The organism is Magnetococcales bacterium (genome assembly GCA_015232395.1).
Taxonomy (GTDB): Bacteria; Pseudomonadota; Magnetococcia; order Magnetococcales; family JADFZT01; genus JADFZT01.
This window is the reverse complement of the sequence record JADFZT010000015.1, coordinates 23,408-48,773: the sequence shown is the minus strand read 5'-3', so window position 1 is coordinate 48,773 and position 25,366 is coordinate 23,408. Positions and strand designations below refer to the sequence as shown.

The following is a 25,366-nucleotide window of genomic DNA, read 5'->3' as shown; positions in this document are numbered from 1 at the left end:
AGTGGGTTGTTGGTTGTCCTGTTTGGAGTCCATCTTATTAATCTACTCTCTTCAGACCCCCAGTCTACAGATATGTTCAGGTTTTTTCCTGTTTCCAGCTTTGGCGCTTGCGATAGATGGTGGAGGGGTTTATTTCGAGCTTGGCCGCTGCCTGGGGGATGTTGCCATCTGTGATGCGGATGGCCTCCTCAATGGCCTCTTTTTCCACCTGCCACATGGGTTTGATCATCGGCGTCGAGGGTTGCTCAACGAACTGCTCTTCCCGGCTGTTTGATCCGCTGCCGGGCTCCCCATGAGAGGGGCTGACTGGTGCCAACGGATCCTCTCCTGCAATCAACTCCTGGGGGGAGTGTGGGGAAAGGTGCTCTTCGGTGGAGGTGAATCCAGTCGAGCCTTGAGCACCATGGTTGGGAAAGGTGGTTGTGGGAGGCTGGGCAGATGGAGCTGTCAGGGCGTCCAGGGGTGGGGGGAGCATCTCCTTGGTCACCACCAATCCGTCATGGAGAACGACCATGTTGCGTACGACATTTTGCAACTGGCGGACATTTCCCGGCCAGGAAAAGCGTTGAAAAATGTGGGCCACCTCCCGGGAAAAGCGCTCGAATCGTTTCTGTTCCTGTTGGGCATATTCCTTTAAAAAACGGGCGGCGATCAGCAGGACATCTCCCTGGCGCTCCCGCAGGGGGGGCAGGGGGAGGGGGATGACATTGAGTCGATAGTAGAGATCCTCCCGAAAACGTCCCTCCTGAACCTCTCTCCAGGGATCGCGGTTGGTGGCGCAAACAAAGCGGATATCCACCTTTTCCATCCGCCCCGAGCCCACCTTTTGAAAGGTGCCGGTCTGGATAAAGCGCAACAGCTTGCTTTGCAGATCCAGGTTCATCTCGCCGATTTCATCCAAAAACAGCGTACCGCCATCAGCACGATTGGCCGCTCCCTGGCGGTCTCCCACCGCACCGGTAAAAGCCCCCCGAATGTGCCCAAAAATTTCGCTCTCCATCAGATCTTTGGGGATGGCGGCGCAGTTGAGGGTGACGAGAGGCTTGTGGCGGCGAGGGCTCTCTTTGTGGAGTGCTTCGGCACACAGCTCCTTGCCGGTGCCGGACTCGCCGGTAATAAAAACCGTGGCGGTGCTGGGAGCGGCACTTTCGATGATGCGGTAGATCCCCTGCATGGCCAGGGAGGATCCAATGAAGCTGTGAAATCCGCTGCGATCAAAATTTTCCTGATAGGTCGCAACCGTGCGGGTCAGCTCCTGATGTTTGACGCCATTGCGGGTCGTGACCAACAGCCGTTTGGCATTGAAGGGTTTTTCGAGAAAATCAAACGCCCCGTAGCGCATCGCCTCCACCGCCACATCCACGGAGCCGTGGCCGGTGATGATGATCACCACCGTGGGCAGGTTGGCTTCATGGATCTGTTTTAAAATCTCCATGCCGTTGATATCGGGGAGCTTGAGGTCCAGGAGTATCACGTCGGGGAGATGGTCGGCGATATTAACCAAGGCTTCCTGACCTGTTGGGACATGGGACACCTGCCAGGGTTCGTTTTGGAGATATTCCTGATAGAGGGTGGCCAGGGAGATGCTGTCTTCGATCAACAGGATGGTGGGTTGTGGGGGGGCAGGCATGGCTTAGTCCGCCGATTGCAGATAGTGCCCGTAGGCTTCGCGGGTGGCGGTGAACAGGCCGGGAATTTGTCGGGCCAGCTCCCCGGCTTGTTCCATCTGCTGGTTTTTGCAGGCTGTTTCCAGCTCTTTGGCGGTTATTTCCAGGAGCGCCGCACCAAAAGTGGCCGCCGTGCTTTTCAGGGTGTGGGCCTCATGCTCCAGACGAACAATCTCTCCGGCCATAATGGCTTGGGCGATGGATTCGATCCGGGTTTGGGTCTCCTCAATAAAGAGGTCTATCAGCCTGGCGACCCCTCCTCCAGGGGTATCCCGTTTGAGTCGGGCCAAGATGTCCAGATTCAGAGGATGATCCATGGCAGGCTTTCCGGTGGTTTGTCTGTTTGGCAGAGCATGGGAAAGGTGGCCGATTTTCCAGCTTGATCCCATTTTGATCCACAGTTGTGGAAAATATGACCTTAAAAGTCAGGATAAACCAGATAAGGCTGCTTTTCCCAGGTACGTTGGTTGATCTGACGACTGCTTTTTACCTGCCTCATGCGTTTTTAGCCTCTTTTTTGATCTTTTGTCTGCTCCATTCTCTGCATTTTACGACTCCTGTAGCAGGATGGTGTGGGATCTTTGGAAAAAAGGGTCAGGAGAAAAAAATCCGGAGGGTCGAAGCAGGTTTTCCCGTGGCTGCTTGACCCGATTGGGGGAAAGGGTTGGAATCTGAGGTGAGGGCGGTTCATCGGATGGCTTCCAACCGGGAAGGGTCTGGCGCAGCCCTTCTACGATCCCCAGGGTGGCTTTGACCCCGAGCATTTTTGCCGCAAAAGTGGGGTCTCCCACCGAGGTGCGAATTTCACCGGGACGACTGGGAACGTGGCGAATATCCGGATCTTGACCGAAGATGGAAAAGAGGGTCAATGCCAGGTCTTTGATGGCGGTGGGCTGACCGGTGCAGAGGTTGAAAACCCGATAGTTTGAAGGCATGCGGTTCATGCCAGCCAGTAAAAAAGTCACCACATCCGATATATGGATGAAATCCCTCACCTGATGGCCGTTACCGTGGACGATCAGGGGCAGATTATCCTGGATGCGGTCCGTAAACAGGGAGATCACGCCGCAATGGAGAGATTTTGGATCCTGTCGGGGACCGTAAACATTGAAAATACGAAAACCGGTGGTGGGGACACCATGCATCAAAAAAGCGGCTCGGGCATGGAGTTCACAGCCAAGCTTGTCGGCCGCAAAAGTGTTCAGAGGGTGGGTGGTGTCATTTTCCTTCAAACGGGGTGTGGCATTGTCACCATACACCGCTGCTGAGGAGGCATAGACCACGGGCACCACGCTCTTCGGTCGGCGGGCAGCATCAAAAATGTTGATGGTTCCTGACAGGTTGATCCGATGGGCATCGTACCACACCTCGTTGGAGCGGGGCTTGGAGGCCACGGCTGCCAGATGAAAACAGCCATCGATGCCATCCATGGCTCGGGCAACGGTCACTCGGTCTGCAACATCGCCGATGATCATCTCACACGCTTCAGGCACGTTTTCCACTTGTCCGGTAGCCAGGTTATCCAAAATACGCACCCTGTCACCCTTCTCAAGAAGGGCTTTCACCAGGTGAGATCCGATAAATCCACACCCGCCGGTAACCAGATAATGGGCCATGATAGGCTCCTTTCCTCCGTCTCAAATCAATGGTAATAACTGTGAATCGGCTGTTTGCAATAAAGAACCGCAAATTGGCGGCCAAAAAAATTGTTGTTATAATTCAGTCTGTTGTGATGATGGCTTGGATGAAGGAAGGGCTTTCGGCAAATTGCTTTGCAAAATGCAACTGATCTTTCAAGGAATGGGATAAACCGGGCTTTGGGAGGGGGGGAAACTCTGAAATAGATGGGGTCGGCCAAGAGTTGGCGAAGAGGGGCGGGAAGGGGAGGAGGCGCCCAGGTGGGTTGGGAACCCGTAAGCTTGGGTTCAAGCCTGAAGCGCGCCGGGGGATGTTTCAGATTTGGATCTTAAGCAGGTCAGCTGAAAAAAGAGACGATATCGGGGGCGGGTCAGGGGATCGCCTGGCGGGGGATTTCCATCTCCAGCGCCACCAGCCCCCGGGCCAGCTCCTGGGAAAAAAGGCCCAAGGTGTGGCTCATGGCATTGACCATGTTGGGATAGCTGACCACCTCAAGGGCTTCACTGCGCAGGTGGGTTGTTTTTGAGATGGAAGGGACATCGTCGTCCAACTCAAAAACCCACCATTGGACCGAAAGGTAAACGGCTCCTGTGGCATCCGGCTCAAAGGTTTCAATATCCACTTCGATGCGATAGTCGGCATCAGGGAGCCGGGTTCCCGGGAGTATGCGTACTTGGCTGATGCCAAGATTTTGAGCCAGATTTCGGGAGAGAACCCGGGAAATGTTTTCCCTCAGGTAACCGGCCCATTGATAGTTGTCCTGAAAGTGCAAAGAGCTTTCCCCTTGGCGTGTCACCACGTGGGGGCGGTTGAGATAGTTGGGGATTTCCACCGGTCCCAGCTCCACGGCCAACGCTTTGGTTTTTTCATAATCCACCCCCTCCAACAAGCTGTCGACCGCTGGATTGAGAACGAAATATTGGATCTCCACCTTGTTTTGAACCACGGAGCAGGCGGTCAGGAGCACGGCGACAAGTGCCGATATCAAGAGGGAAGCGCGTGAAAAAGTGGGTGCCATGGCCGTGAATGCCTCTTTAGTCGTTGCCCAACAGCAGGGATTGTGGGTTGCGTTCCAGGAGATCCACAAAGGCACGAATGGAACGGGCCATGTTTCGCAACTCCTTGGCGGAATCCACCACGTTATAATAAAGCGGGGATTGGGGGGCAATTGTCTTGTCTACCAAGGCGAAGGTCTGATCCACCTGCTTCAGGGTTTTTTCAGCAGCTTTCAGGACTTTCGTGAGTTCTCCGGCTGTGGGAATGACATCCTTGTTGATGTTTTTCGCCACCAGATCGATCTCTTTGAGAGCGGCGTCCAGAGATTTAATGCTGTCGAGCACTTCCGGGGCATTGACCGATTTGTTGACCCCTTCCAAAATTTCCACCAGTTCGTCAGACATCTTCTGCAAGGGGAGTGCCTGAATTTTTTTGAGGAAATCGGTCACTGAAGCCGTGATCTCCTCAATGCTGGAGGGAATGGTGGGCAGCTCCTGATACTGTTTGGATCCCCCGGTAAGCAGAATGGGGGCGTCCGGGAAGAGATCCAGCTCCACAAAGAGCTGTCCGGTGAGAAAGCTGCCGGTGGTCAAACGCGCCCGCAAACCCCGGGCTACCAGCTCTTCCAGCAGGGCGTCGGAACCCGGCCCGGTGGGGGAGCCGTCACTGTTGATTTCCCGGACTCTCTCCGGCTCAATCTGCACCAGAACCGGCACCCGGAAGGTGCTCTTGCCGATGTCATATTCCAGATTGATGTCGGTGACCAGGCCGATTTTGATCCCCTTGAACTCCACCGGAGCCCCGATGCTCAAACCCCGCACCGAGCCATTAAAAAAGAGCACAAAGGAGACTTTGCGGGTGTAGCCCTGTTCGTGGATCGATTCCTGATCGGTATATAACGGAAACCGGTGGCCATCCTGGATCACCGGGGCCTCTTCCAGGGTTTCGGGGGTGTTGAAGGCGATGCCCCCCATCAGGAGTCGTTCCAGGGAAGCGGTACGGAGACGAAAACCTTCGGAATCCAGAGAGACATCCACCCCACTCGCCCGCCAAAACTGGGTGTTGGACCGCACCAACCAGGAGTGGGGCATCTTCACAAAGGCGTGGATGCTGACCCCTTTGTTGTCTTCGTTCATTTCATAGTGGAGAATTTCACCCACCTGGATATCCCGGTGATAGATCGGCGTGCCCGCTTCGAGGGAACCCAGGGTATCCGCCTCCAGCATAAATTTAACCCCGGCAGTATCGGCCCGGACCACGGGGGGGGTTTCCAATCCGGCAAAGGTTTTTTTCGGTGGTCCCTTGCCCGGCTCCATTTCGATGTAGGCCCCTCCCAACAGGGTACCCAATCCGGAGACCCCTCGCAGGCTCATGCGGGGGCGCACCACCCAAAATTTGGTATTGCCGGTCAGGGCATCGGCTGTGGATGGGCTCAGGCGAGCGCGGAGCTTGACGTGGGAAAAATCTTCGCTCAGCTCCACGGATTCCACTTTGCCGATTTCCACATCCTTGTGTTTGATGAGGGTTTTGCCCGCCTTCAAACCTTCAGCGTTGCGAAAGGTGATGGTGACCAGCGGACCCTGTTCGGCGAGGGTCTTATAAGCCAGCCAGCCACCCACCAGTGTCGCCACCAGAGGAATGATCCAGACCAGGGAGATGCGACCTCCCCCGGATTTGGTTTGCACCTGGGGAAGTTCGTCAACGGGAAGATCATCCAAGCTGCCTTTTTCCATTCCTCTCCTCCAATACATCCCAGATCAGCCTGGGATCGAACGTTTTGGCAGCAAACATGGTGATGACCACTACAGCGCCGAAAAAAGAGGCTCCAAGCCCCGGTTCGATGGTGGCCAGGGCGTCCAGCTGCACCACCGATACCAAAATACCCACCAGAAAAACATCCACCATGGACCAGTGGCCGAAGGTTTCCGCCACCCGGTAGAGTTGGGTGCGGTCCATCAGGCGGTCCCGGGAGCCGGAGCGAACCGAGATGAGTAAATAAATGAGCACCAGGAGCTTCATCAGGGGAACCACCACACTGGCGACAAAAACGATCAGAGCCAGGGGCCACATCTGGGCTTCATAAAGGGCGATCACCCCCCCGAGGATGGTTTTTGGTGCCCCGGAGCCCAGTTGGATCACCGTCATGACCGGCAACAGGTTGGCTGGAATATAGAGAATAAAGGCGGTCAAAACCAAGGCCCAGGTTTTGGAAAGGCTGTCCGGGATGCGGCTGTGCAGGGCGGAGTGGCAACGGGGGCAGTGGAGATGGTGGCTCTCCTGCCCATCCGGTTTTTCCACCAGCAGGTCGCAGGTGTGGCAGCTGAGAAGGCCTGCCCGGGCTGCTGTGAGGGTGTGTTGGTTCAAGAGGGTGGGCTCGCTTGGTTGGTGGATTCCAGGGAATAATCCACTCTGTCCCAGACCATTTTAGGGTTCAGGGAGGAGATCACTTTGGCCGTGATAAAGAGCAGCACGAACCAGGAATAGAGGGCATAACCGTAAATCACCGTGGCCATATCCACCAGTTTGACGATAGCGACCATCACCGCAAGTATATACACCCCCACCATACCCCAGGGTTCGATGGCGAGGATAGCCTTGAAAGCCGGTACCAGATAGCTGGGGGTTTTGTTGAATTTTAGGGGTAGAAAAATAAATATCAAGCCGATGAAGGTGAAGAGAGGAGCCAGAAGGGTGGTGAAAAAAAACAGCACCCCCAACTCCCCCATACCCGCTTCCCACAGGGCCATGCTACCGGAAAAAAGGGTGCAGTCACTGATTCGATCCCCGGTACGCAGGGTCAGGATGGGAAAAAGATTGGAGATGGCAAAAAAAATCAGGCCGCTGTAGGAAAGGGCCAGGATGCGGTCGATACTGTTGGGAATATCCCGCATAAGCAGGGTGCCACAGCGAACACACACCGCTTCTCCCCCCTTGGGGAGAGGGGCTTCCCGGTGTAGCAGATCGCATTCGTGGCAGGCGATCAGGCCTTTTTTGACCTTCAGAGTGGAGGAAGTCATCGTCAAATTTTGATGGTCGGCCATGGTGATGGTTGGCGATGCTTTTAACCATATTGACCGATAATATACCTGAATTGCGCCCCTTCCGGCAGAGGAATTCGCCTGAAAAATGGTTTGTATCGGGTTTTGGCCCGGATCGTAAGTCCAAGCGATTTTTCGGGTAACTCCCCAGGGATATCGGTTAAACTGCTCCATTCTCATTTCCGGTCCGATTGCCAGACCGGATTTTTTTCTGAGGGGGCTTGTGACGAAGGCCCTTTTGGGAGCCTGGGGGGGTGTCGGGTTTACCACCATTGATTCAGGCTTTTTTTCCATTTTTTCGGAGTAGACCATGCAACGATTTTTCTCTCCTGTTTCGGCAGTGCTTTTTTTCTTGTGTTCACTCGGGCTTTTTCCGGGGAGTGCGGCGACGCTTCCGGCCGAGACTTTCGAACCCTTACCTACCTTCCAGGCGGTCGATCTTTTGGGAGCTGAGGCTTTGGTCGGGGAACATTATCGGATTGAACCAGAGGTGACCAACGATGGCCGGATGAATGGCTACAGCCTCACCTCCGCCATTCAAAATCTATCCGCCAACGGTGATGATCGATTGGTGGAGAGTGCTCGGGAGATCGAGGCGATTGCGGCCATTCGCACGGTCAAAAAAACCGACGCCTATATGCAATCCCTGGCCAATGCGGCTGTGATGCCCCTGACCATCTCCGAAAATATTCTTCGGGATCCGGTCAAGACCCTGAAGGATATTCCTGCCGGGGTGGGCCAAGCCTGGGAGGATTTGAACAACGCCATCAAAAACTGGGGCAAGGGGCCTGAGGATGAGCGTGACGATATGGCTGGCATGAAAGAGTTGGTGGGTTTTAATTCTGCCAAACGCAAGCTGGCTGCCCAGTTGAACGTCGATCCCTACACCAGTAACCCCTTGTTGCAGGAGGAGCTGACCGATCTCACCTGGGCGCAGTTTGCCGGGAAGGCCACCGTCACTGTTGCCATGTCTGTAGCGCCCATCGGTCCAGCTGCTGAAATCGCCCTCACCACCGTCAACGCCACCGGCTATGTCCAGGATGTGCTCAAGGAAAAATCTCCTTCCACCCTGATGACCATGAATGGCGAGGCGTTGGTAAAAATCGGTATGACCGAATCAGAGGTTGAGGACTTTCTTCTCCACGATCACTGCACCCCCCGTCATCAGACCATTTTGGTGGATGCCATGGCCCGGCTTGAAGGGGTGACGGGACGGGATGACTTTATCCGCAAGACAGCTGGCGCCACCAATGAAATAAGCTGCCGCCAGGATCAAAGAGTCGCTGAGATGATTTTGGCATATCAGGAAGGGCAGGCCCGGGTTTTGTCCATTGAAATCCTGAACGATGTCGTGTTTTTCCAAGATGAAAATCAGCACCAGGTTTTGCCACTCTGGGCCGACTATCTCCCCTGGACCCAAAAGATGGCCGGTTGGATGGATGGCTTTCCGGACTCCCCGGGAACAAAGGGCAAAATCCTCTGGACCAACGGTCAACTCTCTCCCCTTACCCAAAGCCGTCTGAGGGACCTGGGTGTGGAGATAGCCACCTTGAAAATGCCCGCCGCAGCCAGTTTTTTGCCTGCTGAACCCATTCAAATTTTGGATGAAATCTTGGCTGAAGATTACCCGGATGAAGAGCTTGATTCTGCACCGGCTCTGCCTTCAAATACCGAAAACAGAGCCATGCCCAATCTTGAGGAAGAGGCTGTCGCCCAAGGCGTAGAGGCTCAATCCCAAGGGGAGGTCGCAGCTGATGGCAGCAATGGAGTGGGGGAAACCGCAGAAAAACCGGTCAACTTTATCCTCGATCTGGGTAGTTCCATCCTGATGGAAAATAAACACGGCTATCCGGACGATGAAGAGGTGAACTGACCGAGCCCTGACAAGTCCGGCTTTTCGTTGCTATCCTGAATGGATGACGGATCGTCGGGCTTTTCAAGCGTAGAGACCATTTTGGGGAGGGAATGGTATCGATGAAAGGGAGAGGTAAGCTGTGGTGTGTTCTTGGCTGGCTCATCTGCTCCATCGGTGTGGCTGTGGCCGACGAGTCCACCCCAGAGAAGGGGGGGGGCGATCACAAGCTCAACCAAGCCAGCCGGATTATCGCAGCTCCCGTCCCTGGGCTGGCTTTGGCGAGTGGTGCCCGGATTACCACGACCCCCATCACCGGTCTGACGCTGGATAAAACCACCGGGATTGCGGCCTCTACCCTGGCTGGGGCAACGCTGGTGCAGGGGACGGAATCGGCACAAGGAGCGGCACCAGCCCAAGAGACAGTATTGGCACAAGAGGTGGGCGTGGAAGAGGGCCAAGCATCCGGGCTGCTTTCGGAGGAAGATGACGAGGGAATCACCGCTCCCCAGATTATGGCGCACACGATTGCCCGTCACCAGCGCCCCTTTGAATTTGTGGAGCAGCGTGTCAGCCGATTGGATCCAAGGGGACGAACCCTGGAACGCAAATGGCGGCGCTTCCAGCGCTTGGATGATCCGGATCTGCAAAAATATCTTCTGATTCTGGATGAACCTGCTGCCGTTCAGGGGGTGGCTCTTCTGATCCGGCTCCGAAAAAAAGGCGGGGAGCAGTGGGTCTATCTCCCCAGCCTGGGGGGCCAGATGGTGCGCATGATGCCTGGGGGCGGCGGGGAGGGGCGCTTCATGGGTATCGACTTTACCCCAGAGGATCTGTTGGCTGAAAACCCGGATAAATACCACTACGTTCGTAGAGGGGATCGCCCCTGTGCCGGGGGGCGTTGTTATGTGGTGGATGCTTTTTTACAGGAGGAGAGGTTGCAACAACTCTCCCCCTACCGATTTCGCCGCTTGTTGATCGCCAAAGAGTCTCTCTTTGTGACTTCGATTGAATATTACGATCGAAAAGAGGGGGTTTTGATAAAACAACAATTCAACAACGATCCGGTGCAACTGGACGGAAATTTATGGCGGGCTGATACCATCGTCATGGAAAATCGGCAAACCGGTCACAAAACCACCCTGGAGACCCTCAAACGGGATTTTGCCGAGACCGCCACCCCGGGGGAAATGTTCAGCCAACGATGGATAGCTTCCCGCAAGCATATGCCCTGATGGTCTTGCCGTTGGGCTGCTGAGCATTTTTTCAAGTGTTGGTATCCCTGCCCGGAGGGGGCTTTTGGATGGGATGACCGGCAGGGACCACACCACACCGTCAAAGAGGTCGGAGCTGGGCCATGTTTTTGCGTTTCATGCTCTTTGGGGCCAACCATCGGGTCGTCACCCTCTTTTTGCTCGTTCTGTTTTCTGTTCTCTCCGCCGTGGGTCTGCCGGATCTCAAGGTGGATACCAGCTTTAACAGTCTGATCAGTGATTCCAATCCCGACAAGCCCGTCTATGATCGCATTGTCAACCGGTTTGGCTCCGACAACAAAACCATTTTTTATCTCCGGGATCCCGACCTCTGGACCCCGGCGCGCCTGGCCGACCTGAAAAATATTCACGACTCTTTGCAATCCCTGCCCTATGTGAGCGAGGTGGAAAGCCTTTTTTCAGCTCGGACGGTGGGCTATTCCCAAGGGGCTGTCACCTTTGGGCCACTGCTTGGAGAGGTACCGGAAATTCCGGAAAAAATCGCCCAAATCCAAAACAAGGCGGTTCAGGATCAGCTGCTGGTCCACAACCTGATATCCCCCAATGGTCAGGTTACGGCCATCACCGTGAGCGTGGTGGACCCCCAGCAGCAGGAGGGGTTCGAAGAGCGGGTACATGGGGCGTTTGAGAGAATTATTCAGGAGCAGGGTGGGGCCTTTCAGGAGATTTTTCAGGTGGGCTCCCCCCGGGTCACAGCTGAAATAAAGGACAATCTTTATTCAGACATGGTCACCCTGGCCCCCTTGTCGGGCTTGTTGTTGATTCTCTCCATCTTGTTCTTTTTGCGCAGCTTTTTGGCAGCGCTCATTCCTCTGACCACTTCGGCCATCTGTCTTTTGTGGACCTTCGGCCTGATGGGATGGCTTGGCATTCCCATCAATATTTTGAGTGCCATGTTGCCCTCCCTGGTGGTGGTGATCGGCTCCACTGAGGATACTTTCATGCTCTCTGCCTATTTTCAGGGGAATCCCGGGAAGGGGCGGGAAGGGCGGCGCCAGGCGATCTATTTTATGATGAAGCACATGGGGGTGCCGCTTTTTTTGACCACCCTGACCACCGCCTTGGGGTTTGCCAGCAACGCCATGAGTTCCATCAGCTTGATTCAGGATTTTGCCTATGCCGCGACCCTGGCCATGGCCATCAATGCCGTGGTGACTGTCCTGGTGATTCCCCTGATGCTGGTGACTTTTGGTCCGGTGAAAAAAAATGTCGGGGCAGCTTCCTTGGGTCAAAAGGGCTGGGCCGCCAATCTGGCTGTGGAGCTGGAAGGATTGATCCACCACTATCCCAAGTCCATCCTGTTTGTGACCCTGCTGGTGACGGGGAGTTTTCTCTATCAGGCCGCCAGCCTCAAGGTAACCAACGATCCCCTCTCCTATTTCAAGACCGATCAACCCCTGATTGTTCAGACCGATCTGATTCATGAAGATTTGGCCGGGATGAAAGTTTTTTTCATCCACCTGGAGTCCCAAAAGGAGGGGGTTTTCAGGGATCCGGCTTATTTGGGAAAATTGGTCAAGATTGAGGATTATATGGACCAGCAAGGGATTTATGACAGCCACCTATCCCTGGTCGATGTGCTCTCCCGGGTCAACCAGGTTTTCCATCGCAACGATAGTCGGTTTTTTACACTTCCTGAAAACCGGGAGATGATCGAACAGTATTTGCTCTTTTTTGATCCCGAGGATTTATCTGACTATGTGAGTGAAGATTATCGTCAGGCGATCATCATGGTACGCCACAACGTCCACGACTCCCACACCCTGAACCGCTATATCCGGGATTTAAAACATACCGTGCAGCGGTTTTCCGGGACTGGCGTGAATGCGTCCGTGGTGGGTGAAAACCTGATGATCAATTCAGCGGCTCAAAACCTGATGCTGGGCCAGATGGAGTCTCTGGCAATGTTGTTGGGGGTGATTTTTATCATCATGTCGGGGATGTTCACCTCCCTGAAGGGGGGGCTCATCTCCCTGGTTCCCAACCTGATTCCCATCATTATGGTGTTTGGCCTGATGGCCCTTCTGGATATCCCCATCAACCCGGGTACCGCCATGTTGGCGGTGATCGCCATCGGCATCGGCATCGACAATACCATCCACCTGCTCTCCCGTTATAACGAGGAGTGTCGTCTGACTTCCAATCTGTGGCTTGCGGTCAGGCGGACGGTTCGGGCTGAAGTGGTGCCGGTGGTGACCACCAGTTTTTCCCTGTTGCTGGGTTTCAGCGTTCTGACTTTTTCCAATTTTACCATTATTGCCCAGTTCGGGGCGCTTTCAGCGGCGGCCATGTTTTTTGCCCTGGTGGCGGACTTGCTCGTGACACCGGTGATCATGGCCCGGGTACGCCTGATCGGCATCACCCAGATTCTTGGCTTGAGTATTCAGAAGGATGTGTTGGACAAGAGCCCCCTGTTCCACGGTATGACCAAATTTCAGATCAAGCGGGCGGTGCTGATTTCGGAGATGCGGACTTTTGCCAGTGGCGATCTGGTGGTGAAGCAGGGTTCCATAGGCCGCTCCATGGCGCTGATTTTATCCGGCAATGTGGATATCATCCGCCATGCCAACGGCGAGGCGATGAAAGTAGCGGTGCTGGGGCCGGGTCAGATCTTCGGGGAGATCGGTTTTGTCCAGGAGACCGAACGCACGGCGGATGTGGTGGCGGCCAGTGAAGTGGAAGTGTTGATTTTTGACTATAAGACCATGAACCAGAAGATGAAATTTTTTCCCCACATCATTGCCAACCTCAACCTCAATATCAGCCGGGTGTTGGCCAATCGACTGGTGGAAACCGTGGCCAAATCCATGGCTGCCCAAGCCCCCAAACCATCCCCGCCAGCCCCTTCTCCCCCGCCAAAATAAATCTGGTCCCGGCATCTCTTCAAGCAGGACTCCCCGTCACCCCGACCTCTCAGCCGGGAGGGTCTGTTTCTGTGGCCAACAAGGCATCGACTATAAGATCGATATGACCCGTCATCAAATAGATCTGATCCGTGGAGCGCCCATCGTAGGGCAGGATGTGGCGGCAGTGATGTTTTTCGACAAAGGCATCGACCTGCTCCTGTAGCTCGATAAAAACTTCTCTCACCCGCATGGGGTTGGGGCTTGAGGTGAGGGCGGCATTGATCTCACGGGTCAGAGGAAAGGTTTTGTTATTGATCACCCACTCAGCCAATCCCTCCGGGATTTCATGGTTGGCGGTATATTGCCGGAAACAGTCTGGGCGATATTTTTTCAGGTGCAACAGATAACTGAGCAGAGAGGGATCGGGATAGCCATCGCCCCATTGGGAAAAAATGGTGAAGGCCTCTTGAAACAGCTCCAATGATTCAGCAGGCTCCAGGGCCAGGGTTTCAGCAAAATCCTCAAAAAAAATGATAAAATGTTCCTTCCACCCTTGGGGGAATGAGGCCATCCGGTCGTCGGCTTTCAACTCATCCCATATCGTCAGGAGATCATTTTTTGAGATGCCCGGCATGTTTTGAAACCCCGTTATCAGGATGTTTTGGAAGGAAAAATAAAGTCCAGCACTTGCCATGGTTGCTTGGGCTGATTGGTCTGCCATGCTGTTTGGTGGATGGCGCAGATATTATCCCATGAACTGATGGATGGCACCCAGAAGACGTTTTTTTTGGATTGGTTTGGTCAGGTGCAGATCACACCCAGCCGCCTTGATCTGCTCCGACTCTTCGGTCAAGGCGTGGGCGGTCAAGGCCAGAATGGGTGTGGGCTTGGCACCGGTTTCGACCTCCCAGGCACGAATTTTTCGGGTCGCCTGATAGCCATCCATCACCGGCATCTGGATGTCCATAAAGACCAGATCGAACTGTTGGCTTTTAAATTGGGCAACGGCATCGGCTCCATTTTCGGCCATGACCAATCGGTGGGGGCTTTTTTTCAGGAAAGCCTGCACTAACAGCCTGTTATCCAGGGCATCATCCACCAACAATATTTTCAGGCTCTGTTCAGCCTTATTAGCGGGGGTAATTCCGGAAGGGCTGGGCATTTCAGATGTCAGCGCCTCCACGGTCACCATTTCTCCCGACCCGGCAGCTGGAAGCGGTGCTGTAAAGGTAAAGGCGCTACCTTGACCGGCTGTGCTCTGTAGGGTGATTCCCCCTCCCATCAGATTCGCCAGTCGCCGACAGATCGTGAGCCCGAGACCCGTTCCACCATAAGCTCGGGTGGTGGAGGTATCGGCTTGGGTGAAGGGATGGAAAATTTCCGCCTGTTTTTCTTTGGGAATACCCGGGCCGGTATCGGTGACGACAAAGGCGATTTTTCCTTCCTTTCTCTCCTCCACAGTCAAGGTGACCGAGCCATGCTGGGTAAATTTAATGGCGTTGCCGATCAGGTTTAACAACACCTGCCGCAACCGGGTTTGGTCACCCATCACCCACTGGGAAAGCCCTTCACCGAATTGATAGTCAAAGGCGATTCCCTTTTCCAGAGCGGAAAAGGTAAACAGCTCGTAGCTCTCTTCCACCAGTTGTTTGAGGTTGAACGGGGCGTGTTCCAGAGTCAATTGGCCCGCTTCCACTTTCGACAGGTCGAGAATATCGTTGATCAGGTTAAAGAGGGTATTTCCTGAGCTGGAGAGGGTTTTGACATACCAGGCCTGGGTTTCGTTCAGCTGGGTTTCCCTCAGGAGTTCACCCATACCCAGGATGGAATTAAGGGGCGTGCGAATTTCGTGGGACATGGTGGCCAAAAAATGGCTCTTGGCCTGGTTGGCCGCCTCAGCGACCTTCTTGCCCCGAAGGGCTTCCTCGGCTTTTTTGCGCTCGGAAATATCCCGAATGACAGCAGAAAAATAGTGCACTTTGCCAATGGTCCAATCCCCCAGGGTGAGTTCCACCTGACATTCATGACCATCTTTGTGTAAAGCCATCAATTCGAGTGCTTGACCTGCCAATTTGGTGGTGCCGATCTTGACTGCTACATCAAAGGAAGCATGATGACTCTGGCGGTATCGTTCCGGAATAATGCGATCAACGGGTTGCCCCAAAATTTCATCCTGGCTATATCCGAAGATCATTTCAGCGCCTCTGTTCCAGGATAAAATCCGGCCTTCGTGGTCAACGGATATGATGGCGTCCGAGGCGGATTGGGTGACTGAGCGGAATCGTTCTTCGCTGCGTTTGAGGGAGTCTGTGGCGGCATCCACTTCCAGGGTGGTGACCGACGTGATGCCTTTGGCGATGGCCGTACCGATCAAAAAGAGCACCAGCATGAAAACAGCCGCGCCTTTAAGATCGTGGATGCTCCGCTGAAAAAGAACTTTTTTGGCGATACCCATATGAAGGGTTGTGCCGCTATCCTCAAGTCTGACACTGATATTAAACCAGATTTGTCCCTGTTCATCCTCCAGGGTGATGTTATCTGGCGCTTCTACCGAAACCCTTGCCGAATAAAGCGCCAACAATTCTTGGGGAACACCTTTGGCAAAGGTATGCACCAGAGGAACGGTATTGTTTTCGATAAAGGCGTAACCAATGGCTTCGTCACTCTGAACGACTTTTGTCAGTAGTTTTTTTAGTCCAAATCGGTCATCCCACAAAATCAGTTCAGAGGATTGTCGTGCCAGAATGTGGGCCTGCTTGCCGTAAAGCGCCTTGCTGTCACGATAATGGTTGGGAATATCAAAGGCGGCTGTTGAAATAAAAACAGCGATGATCAGCAGGATCAGCAATCCTTCCAGGCGCAGAAAAATCCGTTGCCGGAGAGAAAGCCCCATGATCAGAGGTCCTGGTTGTGGTCGTGGAGCCAATTTTCCATGAGCCGCACCGAGTCGTATATCTCATCGTTGCCCGAATCGAATCGTTGGATTTGAAGCAGGCGCAACAAGGGAATGGCCTCTGGATCGTTGTGAAGTTCTGTAAATATCTGTCGCAGGCGCTCTTTGGTGGCCAGGGGCAGATCGGGATGAACAACAATCGGGGGGATGCCGTAAGGGGGAGATTTTTCGATAATTCGGGTAAAACGGGTGTATTTGGGATTGATCCGATCCATAAAATCCCAGATCAGCGAATCCACCGCCGCCCCGTCGGCAAGACCTTCGGCGACTGCTTGAATGGAATTGTCGTGGCTGTGGGTAAAAAAGGTTTCGCCAAAGAAGGATTCGGGGGTTTCATCCTGTTGCGCCAGTACATAGGTGGGGACCAGGCGTCCGGTGTTGGAGTCCGGATCGGTAAAGGCAAAACGCTTGCCCCGCAGTTCTGCAAAGGTGGTGATGGGGCTATCGCGGTGGACCAGAAAATAGGAATAATAGAGTGGCTGATCGTTGACCACCGGCACAGCGATGATTTCCATGCCAAATTTTTCATGTCCCGACACATAGGGGCCGGCACAGACAAAGGCGGTGTCAATCTGTTTCGTCTCCAGCAGGTCGTTGATTTCGGCGTAGGTTTTGCGCTGGTAAAATTCAGTGCGCATGCCCAGGCGCTGGCCGATGAGGCGGAGGAGTTCGTTATAATATTTTTTGGTCTCCTTGGGGGAGATCATGGCAGCCACAGCCACCCGCAAAACAGGTCGATTATCCACTGTTTTGGGGCTCGCCTCTTCAGCAATTTGATTGAAATTGACTTGGTGGACCACCTCTTCTGTTTGATTGAATTTCAGAGCCAATAGACCGAAGGCTACCAGCAGGATGGCCAGAGTGGCTGATTTGATCCAACGCATTCAATAACTCCGCTAATGACTCAAAACAGGCGCAAAGCGAAATGTTCCGATTCTACCTCTTCTTCGTAGATGATCCATTCTCAACCCGGCAGCAATTTACCGGTTTTTCTCCTGAGAAATGACATTTTGCCCTGAATCGAACAAAATGCCAACTCATCAGCCAAAATTCGCTTGAATTTAATGTGGGGGAACTTTTCCGTTCCTGATGATGGATCAATACCAGTCCGTCCGACTAAGCTCCCCCCCTTTTTTGAAGGGATCAGCTGCTTTCCCCGGAGTCTGGCCTGAATGTGTTGATTGCCTCAATCAGCCGCTGTTTGCGAATGGGTTTCGCCAAGTGCAGATCACACCCGGCGGCCTTGATTTTTTCCGCTTCCTCCATCATGACATGGGCAGTTAAAGCCAGGATGGGGGTGGGAAGTCTGTTGTTTTCTTTTTCCCAGGCGCGAATGTTTTGGGTGGCCTCATAGCCATCCATCACCGGCATCTGAATGTCCATCAGCACGATATCAAAGAGGCCGTCTTTAAACAGGCTGACCGCCTCTTCACCATTTTCGGCCATGGTCAAATGGTGTGGGGTCTTTTTCATGAAGGCCTGGATCAAAAGCCGGTTATCCTCAGCGTCGTCCACCAGTAATATTTTTAGGCCCACTTCGGAAAAGGTCGTCTCGGGGGAGAGAAGGCGCTTGGTTTTCTTGGTTTTCTTGGTTTTCCTTTTCTTTTTAGCTGAGGAGTCCTCCTTTGGAGCCAACTTTAAAGGCACGGTCAATGTGAATGTACTGCCCTCCCCGGGCTGGCTTTTCAGGGTGATTTGGCCTTTCATCAATTCAGCCAGCCGCCGACAGATGGCCAGCCCCAGGCCTGTTCCGCCGTGTTTGCGGGTGGTGGAGGAGTCTGCTTGGGTAAAGGGCTGAAAAATATCGCCTTGTCGTGCTTTGGGAATGCCGATGCCGTTGTCGATTACCGTGAATGTGACCAGATGATTGGCATCACTGGTTACCGTAACCCTGACCTCCCCCTGATTGGTAAATTTGATGGCATTGCCAACCAAATTTTGCAGCACCTGCCGCAATCGGGTGGGATCCCCCAGGAGCTTTTCGGGAACGCCTTTATCAATTGAAGAGGTGAGCGTGATTCCTTTTTCCATGGCTGTGAGGGAAAAAAGATCCAAAATGTTGTCGATCAAGAGTTCCGGGCTGAGGGACGTTTCCTCCAAGGTCAGTTGACCCGCCTCCACCTTGGAAAGGTCGAGAATGTCGTTGATAAGGGCCAGGAGTGTTTCAGCCGAGCGATTGATGGTGTTGACGTACCACGCTTGGGTTTCGCTAAGCCTGGTCTCGGTGAGTAGTTCAGCCATGCCCAGGATGGCGTTCATGGGAGTGCGAATTTCGTGGGACATGGTGGCCAGAAAAATACTTTTGACGCGATTGGCCTTGTTTGCGGCATCCCGGGTTTCGATCAGTTCCGTTTCCGCCTCCTTGCGTTCAAGCCAGCGGCCAATGGTTTCGGCAATGGCGTTGACCAGGTTTTGTGCTTCTGGAATCAGGAAGGGTTTTTCTTCGGAATAGTAGATCCTGAAGCTGCCGATGGCCTCCCCTTTGACGCGGATGGTTTGCTGGAGGTTGTGAAAGAGTTTTTCCGAATATTTGTCGGTGGTGATTTGCCGGTCGTGCAGCTCAATGATCGGTACAGCCAATTCCGGATGCTGCATGGCTGACACCGTGCGTTTGACGGTGAGGCTGCAAAAATCGTCAATGCTTAAATCTTCCTGCATATAGCGATTGACAGCATAGAGGCATGCCAGCTCCTTCAACCTCTCTTTCAGAGCCTCCTCAGCGTGTATGCGTTCAGTGATATCCCGGTCGATACCGCGAAACCCAAGGAGCTTGCCTGATTCATTAAAAAAAGGACGACCGCTGGACTCCATGATCACTTGTCGTCCATCCTTGTGGAGGTTGACGTTGACCATGTTGTTGAAGGGTTTGGCTGCGGCTACGAATTCGATATATTTTTGGCGGATTTTTTCGGCTTCTTCCCCGGGCATGAGATCAAAACCGGTCAGCTTGCCAACAATTTCTTCGGGCTCATAACCCAGGATTTCCTTCACCCGGGGGGAGACATAATTGAAATTGGCCTCGGTATCGAGTTCCCAGATCCAATCGGAGGTGGATTCCACCAGCGAGCGGAATTGATCTTCACTTTTGCGTAAAGCGGCTTCCATCTCCTTGCGGTCGGTGATATCCGTGGAGATGGCGCAGGTGCCGAAAAGAGCCCCCGATTCATCCGTTAACGGAAACTTGGTGGTCAGGTAGGTGTGCAGGGTGCCATCTTTGTGGCCGACGACCTCTTCCACCTCTACTGGACCTTCGCGGGCCGCCAAATCATTTTTCCACAGGGCATCGGCGATATCGTGGGGGAAAAGGTCGTAGACGTTTTTGCCAATGAAATCTTCCGGAGAAGGGCCTGCCAGGACCGAAAAACGGGGGTTGACCAGCGTGATCGTGCCTTCCAGATCCTTGGTGGAGATCAAGGCGGGGGCATAGTCGAGGATGGAGCGCAGCCGGGTTTCGCTCTCTGAGAGGGCATCATACATCCGCTTGCGTTCAGTAATGTCGCTGATGGAGCCGATCATGCGGATCGGTTGGCCATCCTCGTTCCGGACCGCTTCTCCCCGACTCAAAATCCAGCGGTAACTGCCGTCTTTGTGCCGCAGACGAAACTCAAGGGCGTAGCGTTCGTTCTTTTCCAAATGGTTCTCAATAGCCAGATTGACAGCGGTTTTGTCCTCTGGGTGGACCAGATCGAAGAAGGATGATTCCGTATTGGGCAGTTCGTCGTCCCGGAAGCCCAAAATTTCCTTCCAGCGGGGGGAATAGTAGACGGTATTTTCCAGAATATTCCAATCCCAAACCCCATCATTGACGGCATTTTCGGCTAGTTTATAGCGCTCCTCACTGGCCTGCAAAGCTTGGGCGGCGGCCCGCTCCTCGCTGATATCCCAAAAGGTGATTACTGCTCCGGTCACCACATCCCCATCCTTCAGAGCCACAGCCTGAATGGAGGCGGGAAAGCCACTGCCATCCCGACGCCACAGGAACTGATCGCTTTCCTTGAAGGGGGTTCCCGTCTCAATGACATTATGAATGGGGCAGGTTTCTCTGGGGGAGGCGCGGCCATCGCTATGGGTGTGGTGAACCAGTTCATGCATCTGTTGGCCGATGAGATCATCAGCACTATCGTAACCAAGCAGCTGGATACAGGCGGGGTTGACGGTGGTGCAGAGGCCATCCATATCGACCACATAGACCCCTTCGGCCATGGCATTGAGCAGGGAACGCAGGTGGGATTCCCGATGTCGCAACTGCTCCTCTGCCTGACGCCGGGCCTGGCGGGAATCATGCTCCACCATTTCCCGGCGAATGGCCATGGGCAGCCGGGCGAGATTATCCTTGGAGAGAAAATCACGGGCGCCAGCCTTGAAAAAATTGATGGCGTCGGCTTCATTCACGGTTCCGGAAATGATGATCACCGGGGTGTCAGGATCGGTTTCCCGGGTGATTTCCAAGACCCGTTCCGTGCTCAGGTGGGGCATGCGGATATCGCACAGCACCACATCCCATGGCTCTTCCCGATAGGCGGCTAATAGGCCCGGTTCATCATCCACCCGTCGCCAATGGGCGTGGAGGCCATTGCTGGAGAGTTCCATGCCAAGGAGTTCGGCATCGTCGGGAGAGTCGTCGACGATCAGCACGTTGACCGGATTATTCATAAGCCCTGAATTTTCCGGGGGGGTGGCATGTTGAGGTCAAGCCAATAATGACCCAGTTGCTGGATTACTTTTTCGAATTGCTCATAGGCGACCGGTTTGCGAATGAAGCTGGTAGCGCCTTCATTATAGCATTCATCGCATTCGTGGGCGTCGTCGGAGGTGGTGAGTACGATGACCGGTGTGCAGGCCATGAGGGGGTCGTTTCGCAAATGGCGCAAGACGGCAAGGCCGGGCAGCTTGGGCAGATTCAAATCCAGCAGGATGACGTGGGGGGGCCACTTGCCTCTGAGGGATTTTTTGGCCCCTGTCAGGAATGCGACCGCTTCGGCACCATCCCGGGCAACCTCTACATGGGCATGAAAATGATGGTCCTGGAGCACTTTGAGGGTCAGCTCCACATCGTCTGGATTATCTTCTACCAGAAAAATAGTGGGTTGGTTCATGATGAACTCTCCTCTGGTTCCAGACTAAAATAAAAGCGAGTCCCCTCGCCGACAGCTGATTCAACGCGAATATCGCCGCCGTGGCGCTGGATCACTCTTTTAACCGTACTCAAGCCGATGCCGCTGCCTTCAAATTCAGTTTCGTCGTGCAATCGTTGAAAGGGTTGAAACAGCCGCTTGGCATAGGCCATATCAAACCCGGCACCATTGTCACCGATGACAAAATGGTCGCCATCCCGGCTCATGGTAATTCGTGGATTGGGGGTGCGACCGGTATATTTCCAGGCGTTGCCCAGGAGGTTTTCCAACGCCACCCGCACGAATCGGGCGTCGGCATCGGCTTGCAGCCCTGTTTCGATCTGTACTTCGACCTGGCGTTGTGGCTCCTTGGCGCGCAGAGCCGCTATCACCTCTTCTGCCATGAGGCTGAGATCACAGCTGCTCCTGTTCATCTCCCCCCGTGTGGAGCGGGAGAGTTTGAGCAGATCGTCGATGAGCTGCCCCATGCGCGTGGCCCCGGCCCGTACCCGGGTGAGATAGTGGTTTGATTTGCCTTCGAGCTGTTCTCCATATTCCCGCATCAGGGCCGCGCTGAAGCCGTCGATGGCGCGTAGGGGGCTGCGCAGATCGTGGGAGACCGAATAGGTGAAGGCTTCGAGTTCATCGTTGACGGCGTGCAGTTCGGCCAGACGTTGGGCCAGGGTGTGATTCAAGGTGGCGATGCGTTTGGCATCCCGCTCCCGGGCCTGCATGGTGCGGGCGTTGGCGATGGCAAGCCCGGCGACCGGTGCCACCTGGATCGCCTGGTTGAGATAACGGTCTCGATGTTGGGGAAAAGCGATCCCCGCCACCCGCAACACCCCCATGGTTTGGTTTTGATTGGTGAGTACCAGATCAAAACCATCTTCGCCAAGAGGGCCGCTTTCGGTGATGGCTGTTAATGTTTGACTCTCTGCCGTCATGGATTCAGGGGACAGGGGCTCGGGATAGTTGAAAAGGGGAGCGGTCTCTGGACTCCCCATGGGGGCAAAAGAGATCTTTTCCGGGGCACAAAGCATGTTGAAAAGCTCCAACGTGCCTTGAATCACCGCCTCTTCGGTTAAAAAAACCGTCAATTGCCCGGTCAGCTGCACCAGCATGGCGGCATCGGCCAGCTGTCGGTTGCGGCTCAGCAGCTCTTGTTTTTGAAGGGTGAGGCGTTCCTGGTAAACCAGGGCCGAAAGCCTGGCGCCCAGATAGGCCAATCCCACCGGCAGGCACTGGGCGGGAAGTCCCGTATAATCGGCAAAGGCGTTGAGGTGTGTTTCGGTCTCTGGATCAATACCGGTGTCCAGAAGCAACAGATGGCTGCCGCTCTCCTGAAAATAGCTTTTGGCCTGCTCCGGGGTAAAATTCCACCGGGCAGCCTTCTCTCGCCAATTTTGCAGCAGTCCCGGTGTCAGCAGGTGGGCTCCCTGGTCCAGAGGGGTTGCCAGGAGTTCCTGGCTGGCGAGGAGTTCAAAACAGAGGGCCTCTCCAAACAGGGTGATGCCCGCTTTGGTCAATCGCTCCCGGTGGGGGGTCAGACATCCGCCCTCCAGAGCCATCACCTCTCCCGGGCAGGCGTTCGCTGTTTTGAGCAGTTCATCGGCGTGAGAGAGGGGTTGATCACAGTCAGCGCTGAAAGTTTTGACTTCCACCCGCAACCCTTCAGCGGCAACGGCTGCTTCCACCTCCCGATGGAGGTGACCACAAACCAAAATGGTGAGATCAGCTTTCATGGCGGTCACTTTCCGGCTGGGTGACCCATTCCAGAGGATAATTTCCCCAGCGACGCACCGCCTGGGAGATCGCTTCCAGCACTTCGTGGGAAATTTGGTAGGGGATTTCCCCGTGGTTATCCGAAAGAATGAACCCTCCCCCGGCTCCTGCTTGTCGGATCACCTCTTTGACCCGGGCTTCAGCCTCTTCCGGTCGCCAGCGGCGCATCTCCACCCCGTTGAGGTTGCCGAGAATCGTCAGTTTTCCCTGGCAGGCTGCTTTGATTTGTGTCAGATCCTCTTCAGTGCTGATGCCGGCTACGGCCGTTCCTGTTTCCGCCACATCATCCAGGATGGATAAGCTCCGGCCCGAGGCAAAATGGGTGGCGGTGGGGCCGTTGATGGCGTTGATGGTGCGCTTGGCTACGGTTTGTCCCGTTTCCCGGTAGAGTTCAGGGGGAATGGTGGTGGTGGAGGAGATGGGGTCGAAGTAGCAGATGGCGGTGGCTCCCGCAGCCAGTTGGGCGTTGGCCCAAGCGACGGTGAAGGCTTCGTTGAGGGCCATCAGCTGGTGGAAGCGGGGGCGGTCGTTGTAGATCAGATCCAGATAGGGGCCAAACCCCATCTGCATCACCGGCAGGGAAAAAGGGGAGATGGCGACACCGATGATGGGGGCCTCGTCACCGATTTTTTCCTTCATCCGGGATTGGGCTTCCAACACCCGGGCCAGGCAGGGGGTTTTCAGGATGTCGGGTGGGGTTAAACGGTCGATATCGGCAGGGGTGCGGAGGATGGGGGCTCCGGCGTTGGGAGGGCCATCCTCGAACCAGATCACATCCGCCCCCCAGGCTTCGGTTTCGATGGCGGCGTAGAAAAAGCCATAGAGGCAGTCGTTGTGATATTTTTTTCTCAGGCGCAACTGGCCTTCCGCGACACTTTTGGCGCTGGAAAAATAGTCCCGGATGGAGAGTCCCATCTCCTGGGCTCCGGTGACGGTAAAGAGCAGAAAAAGCGGTACCCGATCCGGCTCCTGGTGGCCCAGGGTGGTGAGTACCCGTTGCAGGGAGGTCATGGGGGAAGGGGAATGATTCATGACAGCTCCCTCACTACGGTCAGGGCTTCAGCGGTATTGCGGGCCATGGCATCCGCCCCCACCTCCTGCCAGAGTTTGGCATCGAATCGAAAAGGTGCCCCCCCTACCACCAGGCGGACTTGCAACCCTTCGGCTTGGAGGCGGGCTCTGAGCACCTTGACCCGTAAGGCGGCACGCAACATGAGGGCGGAGACCAAAAGCAGCTGGATGCCGTCCTTTTTGACCCGCTCCAGCAGAGCGTCGATATCCATCCGCCCATAGTCGATGAGGTCATAGCCGCTGGCCTTCAGGGCGCTGTAGACCATCTGCTTGCCCAGTAGGTGGTAATCTTCCAGCACACAGATCGCCATGGGGGGTTGGGGCCAGGGTTTTTCCGAGGCTTCCCACGCCAGGCCATCGGCCAGCTCAGCACAGATCTGTCCGCTCATGTAGACCTGGGAGAGAGCGATCTCACCCGCTTCCCAGCCTTGCCCAATCTCCTCCATGACTGGAACGAATAGTTCTTCCACCAGCTCGAAAGGGGAGCGATCCTGGGAATAATCTTTAACGATGGCACGGGCTTGAATTCTATCAACCCCCAGGAGTGCCTGCTGCAGGGCTTCAGTCGGTGGAGGAGAGTCGACCGCAGTGGAAACCATTTAATAGACCTTTGACGGAAAAGTTTGGAAGCCCGAGTGTTTGAAATTTCTTAAAATAATAAAAGAAATACAGCAAAAACTTATATGAAACTTTCAGAAAGACTGTTTCCTGTCTGAGGATAAGCCCTGGCTCTGCTGGAGCGAAGCAAAAAAGATACTCCAAAAAAACGTGACGGAAAACAACAAGTATCTACAAGACAATACAAGAATGAGTCCGATAAATCCAGACTGTTTTTGTCAAACGGGTTAACAGGAAAGACCAAATTGTTAATGTCCTATCACAAACTCTGACAGAAGACATTAAGTCTGGAAATATTGCTGGTTTCACTTCACCTTCAGTCGGCTATCTCAGGTAAATAGTGGCTTCGATGCCTGGGATATTGAAAAATCGTTATTTCGACAAAAATCGTTATTTCGACATTGAAAAAATTTGTTGCAACAGATCGAACCTGGCCGTATCTCTTTGGTTGAGGGGCATTGAAACGGTATCCTGTTTCAGCCTCAGATGTGATATTTTCAATCATTCTGATCCACTC

Annotated in this window: 17 protein-coding genes and 1 pseudogene; 3 read left to right on the top strand and 15 right to left on the bottom strand. The window is 54.3% G+C overall.

Features of this window, described 5'->3' with window-relative positions; genetic code table 11:
* Positions 1-454 precede the first annotated feature (454 nt).
* The 7 genes and pseudogenes from HQL52_06445 to HQL52_06415 all read right to left on the bottom strand — a co-directional run bounded on the left by HQL52_06445 (position 455) and on the right by HQL52_06415 (position 7,318).
* Positions 455-1,630 (bottom strand): annotated as a pseudogene (locus tag HQL52_06445) (sigma-54-dependent Fis family transcriptional regulator).
* A 3-nt stretch (positions 1,631-1,633) separates the two neighbouring features.
* Positions 1,634-1,984, bottom strand: coding sequence for an Hpt domain-containing protein (locus HQL52_06440; protein MBF0369078.1), 351 nt, complete (start codon positions 1,982-1,984; stop codon positions 1,634-1,636).
* Positions 1,985-2,215: 231 nt separating this feature from the next.
* Positions 2,216-3,283, bottom strand: coding sequence for an NAD-dependent epimerase/dehydratase family protein (locus tag HQL52_06435; GenBank protein ID MBF0369077.1), 1,068 nt, complete (start codon positions 3,281-3,283; stop codon positions 2,216-2,218).
* A 392-nt stretch (positions 3,284-3,675) separates the two neighbouring features.
* Positions 3,676-4,323, bottom strand: a complete 648-nt coding sequence (locus HQL52_06430) for a membrane integrity-associated transporter subunit PqiC (protein ID MBF0369076.1) — start codon at positions 4,321-4,323, stop codon at positions 3,676-3,678.
* Between the two features lie 16 nt (positions 4,324-4,339).
* Positions 4,340-6,034 carry an MCE family protein gene (locus tag HQL52_06425; GenBank protein ID MBF0369075.1) on the bottom strand — a complete coding sequence of 565 codons (1,695 nt, stop codon included), beginning with the start codon at positions 6,032-6,034 and terminating at the stop codon, positions 4,340-4,342.
* Positions 6,012-6,665, bottom strand: a complete 654-nt coding sequence (locus HQL52_06420) for a paraquat-inducible protein A (GenBank protein ID MBF0369074.1) — start codon at positions 6,663-6,665, stop codon at positions 6,012-6,014. The genes HQL52_06425 and HQL52_06420 overlap by 23 nt, the downstream gene beginning before the upstream one ends.
* Positions 6,662-7,318 carry a paraquat-inducible protein A gene (locus HQL52_06415; protein ID MBF0369073.1) on the bottom strand — a complete coding sequence of 219 codons (657 nt, stop codon included), beginning with the start codon at positions 7,316-7,318 and terminating at the stop codon, positions 6,662-6,664. Before HQL52_06415 ends, HQL52_06420 begins: the two co-directional genes overlap by 4 nt.
* Before the next feature lie 331 nt (positions 7,319-7,649).
* Here HQL52_06415 and HQL52_06410 point away from each other — a divergent pair, with 331 nt between their 5' ends.
* The 3 genes from HQL52_06410 (at position 7,650) to HQL52_06400 (ending at position 13,329) form a co-directional block, all read left to right on the top strand.
* Positions 7,650-9,212, top strand: a complete 1,563-nt coding sequence (locus tag HQL52_06410; protein ID MBF0369072.1) for a hypothetical protein — start codon at positions 7,650-7,652, stop codon at positions 9,210-9,212.
* Between the two features lie 101 nt (positions 9,213-9,313).
* Complete coding sequence (locus HQL52_06405; protein MBF0369071.1) at positions 9,314-10,426, top strand: outer membrane lipoprotein-sorting protein; 1,113 nt, start codon at positions 9,314-9,316, stop codon at positions 10,424-10,426.
* Positions 10,427-10,548: 122 nt separating this feature from the next.
* A complete protein-coding gene (locus tag HQL52_06400) occupies positions 10,549-13,329 on the top strand; it encodes an MMPL family transporter (protein MBF0369070.1) in 2,781 nt (926 codons plus the stop codon).
* Between the two features lie 49 nt (positions 13,330-13,378).
* Here the strand turns inward: HQL52_06400 and HQL52_06395 are convergent, their stop codons facing one another.
* The 8 genes from HQL52_06395 to HQL52_06360 form a co-directional block, all read right to left on the bottom strand.
* The gene (locus HQL52_06395) at positions 13,379-13,945 is read right to left on the bottom strand and encodes a hypothetical protein (GenBank protein ID MBF0369069.1); all 567 of its coding nucleotides are present in this window, start codon (positions 13,943-13,945) and stop codon (positions 13,379-13,381) included.
* Between the two features lie 111 nt (positions 13,946-14,056).
* Positions 14,057-16,204, bottom strand: coding sequence for a PAS domain S-box protein (locus HQL52_06390; protein MBF0369068.1), 2,148 nt, complete (start codon positions 16,202-16,204; stop codon positions 14,057-14,059).
* 2 nt (positions 16,205-16,206) lie between these two features.
* Entirely contained in the window at positions 16,207-17,148 is a 942-nt protein-coding gene (phnD, locus tag HQL52_06385) for a phosphate/phosphite/phosphonate ABC transporter substrate-binding protein (GenBank protein MBF0369067.1), read from the bottom strand.
* Between the two features lie 259 nt (positions 17,149-17,407).
* The gene (locus HQL52_06380) at positions 17,408-20,917 is read right to left on the bottom strand and encodes a PAS domain S-box protein (GenBank protein ID MBF0369066.1); all 3,510 of its coding nucleotides are present in this window, start codon (positions 20,915-20,917) and stop codon (positions 17,408-17,410) included.
* Positions 20,914-21,360: a response regulator gene (locus tag HQL52_06375; GenBank protein MBF0369065.1), complete on the bottom strand. Its 447-nt coding sequence runs from the start codon at positions 21,358-21,360 to the stop codon at positions 20,914-20,916. The genes HQL52_06380 and HQL52_06375 overlap by 4 nt, the downstream gene beginning before the upstream one ends.
* Positions 21,357-23,120, bottom strand: coding sequence for a DUF1638 domain-containing protein (locus HQL52_06370; GenBank protein MBF0369064.1), 1,764 nt, complete (start codon positions 23,118-23,120; stop codon positions 21,357-21,359). Before HQL52_06370 ends, HQL52_06375 begins: the two co-directional genes overlap by 4 nt.
* Positions 23,110-24,171, bottom strand: coding sequence for a uroporphyrinogen decarboxylase family protein (locus HQL52_06365; GenBank protein MBF0369063.1), 1,062 nt, complete (start codon positions 24,169-24,171; stop codon positions 23,110-23,112). The genes HQL52_06370 and HQL52_06365 overlap by 11 nt, the downstream gene beginning before the upstream one ends.
* A gap of 17 nt (positions 24,172-24,188) precedes the next feature.
* Positions 24,189-24,830, bottom strand: a complete 642-nt coding sequence (locus HQL52_06360; protein ID MBF0369062.1) for a cobalamin-dependent protein — start codon at positions 24,828-24,830, stop codon at positions 24,189-24,191.
* Positions 24,831-25,366 lie beyond the last annotated feature (536 nt).